Below are 9,598 nucleotides of genomic sequence, written 5' to 3' on the forward strand. Positions count from 1 at the left end.
GCGACCGGGCCGAACGCCTCCTCGCAGCTGATTTTGGCGTCGTGCGGGACATTTTCCAGCACGGTGGCATCGAGCATGCTGCCCTTGCGCTTGCCGCCGCACAGCACCGTGGCGCCGGCATCCTTGGCCTCCTTGATCCAGTCATGCAGGCGCTCGGCGGCGTCCTCGGTGATCATGGGGCCGAGGAAGGTGTCCTTGTTCTTCGGGTCGCCAGCCTTCAGTGTCTTGGTCTTGGCGACGAATTTCTTCGCAAGCTTGTCGTACAGCGATTCGTGCACGTAGATCCGCTGCACGCCGATGCAGCTTTGGCCGGACTGGTAGAAGGAGCCGAAGATCAGCCGGTCGACCACGAAGTCCAGGCGATCGCCCTGGTCCTCGTCGACCACGCAGGCCGCGTTGCCGCCCAGCTCCAGCACCACCTTCTTGCGGCCGGCCCTGGACTTGAGGTCCCAGCCGATCTGGCCGCCGGTGAACGACAGCAACTTCAGGCGCTGGTCCTCCACGAACGGCGCGGCCCGGTCGCCTGTGACCGGGAGGACCGAGAACGCGCCCTTGGGCAGGTCGGTCTCGGCCAGCACTTCACCGATGATCAGCGCGCCGATCGGGGTCTTCTCGGAGGGCTTGAGCACGAATGGGCAGCCGGCGGCGATGGCCGGCGCGACCTTGTGCGCGACCAGGTTGAGCGGAAAGTTGAACGGCGTGATCAGCGAACAGGCGCCCAGTGGCACGCGCTTGGTGAAACCGCGGTAGCCCTTGGCACGCTCGGAGATTTCCAGGTTCAGCACTTCACCACCAATCTGTGGTGCCAGTTCGGCGGCGATGCGGAAGGTGTCGATCAGGCGCGTGACCTCGCCCTTGGCGTCGTTGATCGGCTTGCCGGCCTCCACGCACAACGCCTTGGCCAACTCGTCGCTGCGCTCGGTCATGCGTTTCACGCAGTGATTGAGCACGGCCTGGCGCTGATAGGGCTTGAACTCGCGCATCGGGCCCTCGGCCTTCACGGCCGCGGCGATGGCTTTCTCGATGGCCTTGTCGTCGGGCATCGCCACGCGCGTGGCGACCTTGCCGGAATATTTGTCGAGGACCTCGAGATCCTCGTTCGGCTGCATGGCCTTGTTGGCCAGATAGTAGGGGTAGCGCTTTTGCATGCTGTCCTCCTTGGGGATGTGAAACAAGCAATGGTTCGGGGGAGCGAGCCTGGGTGCGGTGGCGTATTCGATTCATGCAACGGGCCGCACGCGGTTCACGGGCACTCTCCTGGATTTATGGGTTCAGGGGACGCAGGCCAGACCGACCGAAGCGATGCCCAACGCATGGCTGCATGCGAGCGTTCATGCCGGGATTCGCCTGGCTCGTCCAGATCTACGCCGTCCCTGTCTTGAGTTGCGCGGAACGCTTCTTGATTTCCTCATCGAGGACTTCGTGGTTGACCGAGTAGTCGATCGCCAGATCAATCACGTGCACACCGCCGGCGGCGAAGGCACGCTCCATCGTGGGGACGAATTCGTCGGCGCTGGCGGGGCGGTGACCGATGGCGCCGTGAGCTTCGGCAAAGGCCACGAAATCGGGATTGCCGAAATCCATGCCGTAGTCCTGGAAGCCCATGTCGGCCTGTTTCCAGCGGATCATGCCGAAACCGTTGTCCTGCAGGATCAGGATCACCAGATCCATCTTCAGGCGTACCGCGGTCTCCAGTTCCTGCGCGTTCATCATGAAACCGCCATCGCCGCAGATGGCCATGACCTTGCAGCCCGGGTGCACCAGCTTGGCACCCATGGCCGAGGGCAGGCCGGCGCCCATCGAGGCCAGCGCGTTGTCCAGCAGGATGGTGTTGGACTGGCGCGCCCGGTAGTAGCGGGCGAACCAGATCTTGTACATGCCGTTATCCAGACAGATGATGCCGTCGTCGGGCATCACCTTGCGCACATCGTCGACGATGCGCACCGGATGCATCGGGAAGCGTTCGTCGTCGGCGTGTTCGGCCAGTTGCGTCTTGAAGGCCTTGCGCACGGTATCGAAAAACTGGAAGTCCCAGTGCTTTTGTGGCTCCAGGGCATCGGTCAGTCGCTCGATGGTGTGCGCGATGTCACCCACCACCTCGATCTGCGGGAAATAGACCATGTCCACTTCGGCCGAGGAGAAATTGATGTGGATCACGGTGCGCTTGCCCTTGCGCATGAAGAAGGGCGGTTTCTCGACCACGTCGTGGCCGACGTTGATGATGGTGTCCGCCGCGTCGATCGCGCGGTGCACGAAGTCGCCGTCGGACAGCGCCGCGTTGCCCAGCCACAACGGATGCTCCTCGTCGATCACGCCTTTGCCCATCTGGGTGGTGAAGAAGGGGATGGCAAGTTTGTCGATCATCGCGCGCAGGCCCTTGGCGGTGCGCTGGCGGTTGGCGCCGGCACCGATCATCAGGATCGGATGGCGCGAGCTGGAGATGGCTTCGGCAGCCTGCACCAGTGCAGCTTCGTCGGCGGAAGGACGCCGCGCATACTCGGTCGGCAACAGTACCGGATCGTCGACGTCGTCGCGCGCGATGTCTTCGGGCAGCTCCAGGTGCACGGCACCGGGACGCTCTTCCTCGGCCTGGCGGAAGGCCTCGCGTATACGCGCCGGGATGGTCTGTCCGGATACGATCTGGCGGGTGTACTTGGTCAGCGGCTGCATCATGTCGACCACGTCGACCAACTGGAACATGCCCTGCTTGTGCAGGCGGATGGGCTTCTGTCCGGTGATCATCAGCATCGGCATGGCGCCGAGCTGCGCATAGGCCGCGGCGGTGACCAGGTTGGTCGCGCCGGGGCCGAGTGTGGACATGGCCACGCCGGCCTTGCCGGTCAGGCGGCCCCAGGTCGCGGCGATGAAACCGGCGGCCTGCTCGTGGCGTGTGACCACCAGGCGGATGGACGAATTGCGAAGCGACTCGACGACGTCGAGGTTCTCCTCGCCGGGAACGCCAAAGATGCACTGGACGCCTTCAGCTTCCAGCGCCTTCACGAACAGATCGGATGCTTTCACGCACGCTCCTTCCGGGTTGGACCGGTTGGCGGCGTCCGGCCCGGTCGTGCCGGGCGCCGGTTTACTTGGGGATGTGCCTCAAATGCAATGTCCCGTCACTGAGGCGAGCTTCAAGTATGGCATCCGGCACCACACCCTGCACTGAACGCACGGTTCGTCCCTGATCATCGAACATGATTGCGTAGCCTCGATCGAGGGTGGCCAACGGGCTGACTCCATGCAGTGCACGACGCAATTCCGCGGTGCGGCGTTGCTTGCGCTCGAGTTGTAGCGAGATGGCGGCCTCAAGACGACGCTGGCGGTCCTCAAGCGTGTGCCCGAGAGCATCCACGCGGGCACGTGGATGCTCGGCCAGCAGACGCAGACGGGCCTGGTGCATTGCGCCGTCGGCCTCGCGCAGCACGTTCTGCGCCACGTGCGTCAGACGGGTGCGCAGCGCGGCCAGGCGATCGGACCCCTGTAATAGGCGCGCGCGCGGATGTTGAGCCTGCAGTCGGCTCAGGATGTGGTCCAGTCGCTGCACCGCGGTTTCCAAGGTGCGCGTGGCGCGCGTGCGCAGGTGTTCGCGATGGCGGGCCAGTTGCCGCAACAGGTCGCTGCGTTCGGGAACCAGCAACTCCGCAGCCGCCGAGGGCGTTGCCGCGCGCAGGTCGGCGACGAAGTCCGAAATGCTGAAATCAACCTCATGTCCGACCGCGGATACCACCGGAACCGCGCTGGCATGGATGGCGCGTGCCACGGCCTCGTCATTGAAGGCCCAAAGATCTTCCAGTGAACCGCCGCCCCGGGTCAGCAGCAGCACATCGTAGCGGCCGCTGGCCGAAGCCTTGCCCAGCATGGCGACGATGGCGGGGGGCGCTTCCTTGCCCTGGACGGGCACGGGCAGGACATCCACGCAGGCCAGCGGAAAGCGTCGCTGCATCACGCTCAGCACGTCGCGGATGGCAGCGCCGCTGGCCGAAGTGATGACGCCGATGCGGCGCGGAAAACGGGGCAGGGCGCGTTTGCGCGCCGTGGCGAAAAGGCCTTCGGCCTCCAGCCGCGCCTTGAGTTCCTCGAAGGCGCGGCGCAGGGCGCCTTCACCGGCCTCCTCCATGTGCTCAACGATCAGCTGGTAGTCACCGCGCGGTGCATAAAGACCCACGCGGGCGCGGAGCAGGACGTGCATACCGGCTTCCGGGCGGAACTTCAGCCAGGTGCTCTTGGGTTTGAACATGGCGCAACGGATCTGCGCCTGGGCGTCCTTGAGCGTGAAGTACAGGTGTCCGGAAGCCGGTCGCGCCACGTTCGACAACTCGCCCTCGATCCAGACTTGCGGCAGCGCATCTTCCAGCAGGTCGCGCACCATCTGGTTCAACGCCGAAGGGGTGAGAATTTCAGCTGGGGATCCGGGGCGTTCGGATGCGGGCATGATCAATCGGCGATTATGGAGACGGCTTTTCAAGGTATCACGAGGCGTCATGCCGATCGGCATCTTCAGCCGCTTTGGTGCGTTCACGCAGCTTCCACCAGCGGACGGCAAGACCAAGACCCAGCCAGAGCAGGATGATGGCCAGTGGCCAGCCCAGAATGGCCGGCCAGAACAGGCTCGATACGCCGATCGTCAGCAAGGCCAGGGCGCCGACGCCCAGCGGGCCGCGTTCGGCGCTGCCCAGTACGCGGCGCTCGGTCAGTGCTGCGCCGACGGTATTGGCCAGGCGCAGGCTTGCGGCCGCCGCGCGACTTGAGCTTCCGCCCGGTCGCCGTGGACGCGGTGGCCGCTCGCTGTGTTCCCCGACACGCTGGCCGCGACGCCGGCGGCGCGGGGCCAGCACGATCTCGGTGGCCTTTGTCAGGTCCTGCTCGTACTGCTCCTCCATGCGTTGGGCAAAGTCGACGTCCTCGACCGCAAGGTCGATCTCGCAATTGCCCATCCAGCTGGCAATGTTGAGATTGGATGAACCGACCCGCGCCCACTGGCCGTCGGCCACGGCAGTCTTGGCGTGCAGCATCGAACCATTCCACTCGAACACGCGCACACCGGCCTGCAACAGGGGCCGGTAGCCGGCCCGGGAGAAGCCGGCGACCATGGGGATGTCGCTGGAGCCGGGCACCAGCAGGCGCACGTCCACGCCGTCGCGCGCGGCAGCAGCCAGTTGCTGGATATAGGGTGAAAGCCCGACGAAATAGGCGTCCGTGAGCCACAGTGTCCGTTTCGCCATGCCCGCGATGGTCTGGTCAAGACGATAGACTCCGGTGGTGGCGGGTCGCGTGGCGATCACGCGCACCGGTGTCGGGCCGGCGTCCGCGATCGCATCCTGGCTCGTGAGGAGATCTTCAGGCAGCCGATCGCCAAGGCTGGCCCAATTGTCGGCAAAGGCGCGCTGCATGGCCGCCAGGGCCGGGCCTTGCACGGCCACTCCGGTATCGCGCCAGGGCGGCACATTGCGCTGCGGGTCGCCCAGCCACTTCGCGCTCACGCATACGCCGGACAGGTAAGCGATCTCGGTGTCGATGCACAGCAGCTTGCGATGGTCCCGGCTGAGTATGGCCAGCGGGCGGGTCAGCTGCGGCGTGGCATAGACCCGCACCTTACCGCCGGCTTCCAGAAGCGGTGCCCAGAAGGACCGGCCGGACTGGCCGATACAGCCGAGCCAGTCACGGATCAGGTACACGGCCACGCCAGCCCGGGCCCGCTCGACCAGGGCATCACGCAGGGCGTGACCGATCGCGTCGTCGCGAAAGATGTAGTTCTCGACCAGGATCACGCGACGGGCCGAGCGGATGGATGCAGTCCAGGCCTCGAAATGCGCGGAGGCGTCGATCAGAAGGCGGACCTGATTGCCTTCGATCCGCTCGGCGCCAGCGGCGCGACTGAAGGCACGTTCGGCCATGTCGTGAAGCGGATTTGGGGATTCGTCATGCATCGATGGCATGTGCGCAGTGTACTCGCGCATCCGCCACGGACACATCCTTCCGCATCTGCCATGATGCGTCCGTCCGGAGGAAAGTTGCCGCCATGACGAAGCCCGAAATGGTCGCCGCCATCGAAGCCTGCGTGGACCAGATACTTCAACGTTGCGGTCCCGTATTGCGCGTAGCCGCGCCGCTTGGCCTGGGCAAGCCCGTCGCCTTGCTCAACGCACTCTATGATCGCGTACGCAAGGACAGCAGCTTGCACTTGACGTTGTATACAGCACTTTCGCTGCAGCAACCGACGGCATCTCCCGGTCTGGAGGCACGCTTCCTGGAACCGTTTCTGAAACGTCACTACGGCCAGGGATTCATCGACCTGGCCTATGCCGTGGACATGCGTCGCGGCCGCCTGCCCGACAATGTCCAAGTGCATGAGTTCTATCTGCAGTCCGGGGTCTTTCTGCACACCGATGAGGTGCAGCGGAGCTACATCAGCCAGAACTACACGCACGTCGCACGCGATCTTGTGAAGTGCGACATCAACCTGGTGCTGCAACAGGTCGCCGTGCGCGGAGATGGCGAGGCCATGCGAGTGAGTCTCGGAAGCAACCCCGACGTGACTCTGGACTTGTTCGACCGCATGGTCGCGGCCGGACGTCCCGGTCCACTTTGGGTTGCCGTGGTGCATCCGGACATGCCCTTCATGGGCGGCGGGGCCGAGGTTGCAGCAAGCCTGTTCGACCTGATGCTGCGTGAGCAGCATCCGCCACCTGAGCTGTTCGCGCTGCCTCGCGAAGCTGTCGACCCCATCGAGTACGCCATCGGCCTCCATGCCAGTGCGCTGGTGCGTGATGGCGGCACCCTGCAGATCGGCATCGGCGCATTGTCCGATGCCCTGGTCAAGAGCCTCATGCTGCGTCAGCGGGAGAACGAACGCTACCGCGCCATGCTTGCTGCGCTGGACACTGAGGCCCATACACACGTCCTGGCCGACGAACTGGGTGGACTCGAACCTCTGCGCACTGGTCTGTACGGCGCCAGCGAGATGGTCATGGACGGCTTCATGCATCTGCGCCGCGCAGGGATTCTCACGCGCCTGGCCTATGATGACCTGGCCTTGGAGAGGGCGTTGGCCGAGGGGCGGATTGCTTCTCCCCTCGGCGCGGATGCCGCGGACGCCCTGCACGCGGCTGGATGTCTGCCTGACCATGTCACGGCCAGGGACGTAGCCCGTCTTCAGCGCTTTGGCATACTGCCCGAATCGGCCCGCATGCAGGGTGATGGACTGGTGCTGGAGAAGGGCGGGCGTCTGCCTCTGGACCTTGAGGCGGCTTCGCACCGTGCTTCCTGGAACGTGGTGCTGGAAAACCGCACCCTGCGCGACGGGCGATACCTGCGCGGGGCATTTTTCCTGGGATCAAAGGATCTCTACCAGTGGCTGCGTACACTGGAAGGCGAGGACTGGCAGGGCCTGGACATGACCCGCGTCTCCGATGTCAACCAGCTCTATGGCGGTCGCGAGATGCTGGATGCCTTGCAGCGACGCGATGCGCGCTTCTTCAACATCTGCATGATGGCCACTCCGCTGGGCGCGATCGTGTCGGACGCGCTGGCCGATGGACGCGTGGTCAGCGGCGTAGGTGGGCAGTACAACTTCGTTGCGATGGCACACGCGCTGGAGGGAGGGCGTTCGATACTGATGCTGCCATCGACCCGTCTAGCGCATGGCCGATTGCAATCCAACATCCGCTGGAACTACGGGCACACCACCATCCCCCGGCACCTGCGCGACATCGTCATCACCGAGTACGGCATCGCCGACATGCGCGGGCGTTCGGACGAGGAGTGCGTGCGAGCGATGTTGGCCATTGCCGATGCGCGCTTCATCAATGGATTGGTCACGGCGGCACGTGCGGCCGGCAAGTTGCCGGATGATTTCAGCGTGCCTGCGGCCTGGCGCACGAACACGCCTGGCCGTCTTCGTGATGCATTGCGTCCATTCCATGCCGACGGATTGCTGCCCGCATTTCCATTGGGCAGCGATTTCACGCCGGTCGAGGAGCGCCTGTTGCCTGCGCTGAAGTGGCTGCGCGGGAACAGCGAGGGCTGGCGCAACCGGGCCCGATTGCTGATGACTGCTCTGGCCCCGGGGCCGATTGTCGAAGGGGAAACACAAGCCCTGGAGCGAATGCAGCTGGAGAAGGTGTCCGGATTCGGCGAGTGGCTGCAACGGCGACTGCTTCGCGCTGCGTTGCGCCGCAATCGCTCGATGTGAATGGCGCAGGTTGGGGTGAGTGCAGCATCCCCGGTCATTCCCGGAGGGTTGGGTTTGGTTGCGTTCCCCCCAAACTGCGTATCGACGCATCAGTTATCCTTGGCCTGTTGACCCCCGCTCCCAGAGAACCTTGATATTCGCCATGTCCGCCGTTACCGATCAAACGTCCGATACCCTTCCCTGCAACGCCGAACCCGAGCCGCGCCGCCACAGCGTCGCCGTGCACATCGGGAATGTCCATGTTGGCGGCGGCGCCCCGGTCGTGGTGCAGTCGATGACCAATACCGACACCGCCGACGTTGCATCGACCACCAAGCAGGTGGCCGAACTTGCTCGAGCCGGGTCCGAGTTGGTGCGAATCACCGTCAACAATCCCGAATCCGCGGCGGCAGTCCCCAGGATCCGCGAGCGGCTGGACATGATGGGCGTGTCGGTGCCGCTGATCGGTGACTTCCACTACAACGGCCACCAGTTGTTGGAGTCCGAGCCGGGCTGTGCCGAGGCGCTGGCCAAGTACCGTATCAATCCCGGCAATGTGGGCTTTGGCAAAAAGAGGGACAGTCAGTTCGCCGCCATCATCGAAAAGGCACTGGAATACGACAAACCCGTGCGCATCGGCGCCAACTGGGGGTCCCTGGACCAGAGCCTGGTCACGGCGCTGATGGATGAGAACCACGCACGAAGTCGCCCCTGGGATGCCGCGCATGTGGCGCGCGAGGCCCTGATCCGCTCGGCACTGGATTCGGCCGCTCGGGCCGAAGAACTCGGTCTTGCGCGCGATCGCATCATCCTCTCCTGCAAGGTGTCCGGCGTGCAGGAGCTGATCGCGGTCTATCGCGATCTGGGGGCTCGCTGCGACTACGCGTTGCACCTGGGACTGACTGAGGCCGGCATGGGTTCCAAGGGCATCGTCGCTTCCAGCGCAGCCCTGGCGGTACTGCTGCAGGAGGGCATCGGCGACACGATCCGCATTTCGCTCACGCCCGAGCCGGGCCAGTCGCGCAGCGACGAGGTGGTGGTGGCGCAGGAGTTGCTGCAGACCATGGGTCTGCGCGCGTTCACACCCCTGGTTACGGCCTGCCCGGGATGCGGACGAACCACCAGCACCGTATTCCAGGAGCTGGCGCAGTCGGTGCAGTCGCATGTGCGCGCGAAGATGCCGGAATGGCGCATCAAGTACGACGGCGTGGAGAACCTGACCCTGGCGGTGATGGGATGCGTGGTCAACGGGCCGGGGGAGTCCAAGCATGCCAACATCGGCATCTCGCTGCCGGGAACCGGTGAGGCGCCATCGGCCCCGGTATTTGTCGACGGCAAGAAGACCGTGACCCTGCGAGGGGAAGGTATCGCAACGGAGTTTATTGGCCTGGTCGAGGACTACATCGCCACGCATTTCGCTTCACGCGG

General features: G+C 64.7%; 6 protein-coding genes. 2 read left to right on the forward strand and 4 right to left on the reverse strand.

Going from position 1 to position 9,598, the window contains the following annotated elements:
* The 4 genes from PF446_RS09455 to PF446_RS09470 form a co-directional block, all read right to left on the reverse strand.
* A partial coding sequence (locus tag PF446_RS09455) for an aldehyde dehydrogenase family protein (RefSeq protein WP_298071178.1) occupies positions 1-1,148 on the reverse strand: 1,148 nt, incomplete at its 3' end.
* A gap of 214 nt (positions 1,149-1,362) precedes the next feature.
* The gene (locus tag PF446_RS09460) at positions 1,363-3,021 is read right to left on the reverse strand and encodes an acetolactate synthase large subunit (protein ID WP_298071179.1); all 1,659 of its coding nucleotides are present in this window, start codon (positions 3,019-3,021) and stop codon (positions 1,363-1,365) included.
* A gap of 61 nt (positions 3,022-3,082) precedes the next feature.
* Complete coding sequence (gene xseA, locus PF446_RS09465) at positions 3,083-4,432, reverse strand: exodeoxyribonuclease VII large subunit (protein WP_298071180.1); 1,350 nt, start codon at positions 4,430-4,432, stop codon at positions 3,083-3,085.
* Positions 4,433-4,469: 37 nt separating this feature from the next.
* The gene (locus PF446_RS09470; RefSeq protein ID WP_298071181.1) at positions 4,470-5,894 is read right to left on the reverse strand and encodes a phospholipase D-like domain-containing protein; all 1,425 of its coding nucleotides are present in this window, start codon (positions 5,892-5,894) and stop codon (positions 4,470-4,472) included.
* A gap of 125 nt (positions 5,895-6,019) precedes the next feature.
* Here PF446_RS09470 and PF446_RS09475 point away from each other — a divergent pair, with 125 nt between their 5' ends.
* Both PF446_RS09475 and ispG read left to right on the forward strand, forming a co-directional pair.
* A complete protein-coding gene (locus PF446_RS09475; RefSeq protein ID WP_298071182.1) occupies positions 6,020-8,191 on the forward strand; it encodes an acetyl-CoA hydrolase/transferase C-terminal domain-containing protein in 2,172 nt (723 codons plus the stop codon).
* A 142-nt stretch (positions 8,192-8,333) separates the two neighbouring features.
* Positions 8,334-9,598, forward strand: a 1,265-nt coding sequence (gene ispG / locus PF446_RS09480; RefSeq protein ID WP_298071183.1) for a flavodoxin-dependent (E)-4-hydroxy-3-methylbut-2-enyl-diphosphate synthase, incomplete at its 3' end; no start/stop codon positions are given.

Origin of the sequence: Oleiagrimonas sp., assembly GCF_027858935.1 — a bacterium.
Taxonomy (GTDB): Bacteria; Pseudomonadota; Gammaproteobacteria; order Xanthomonadales; family Rhodanobacteraceae; genus Oleiagrimonas.

What these genes read in the sequence shown, in the direction of transcription:
- xseA (WP_298071180.1), bottom strand. Translation starts at nt 4,432, where the DNA reads ATGCCCGCATCCGAACGCCCCGGATCCCCAGCTGAAATTCTCACCCCT.
- PF446_RS09470 (WP_298071181.1), bottom strand. Translation starts at nt 5,894, where the DNA reads ATGGCCGAACGTGCCTTCAGTCGCGCCGCTGGCGCCGAGCGGATCGAA.
- PF446_RS09475 (WP_298071182.1), top strand. Translation starts at nt 6,020, where the DNA reads ATGACGAAGCCCGAAATGGTCGCCGCCATCGAAGCCTGCGTGGACCAG.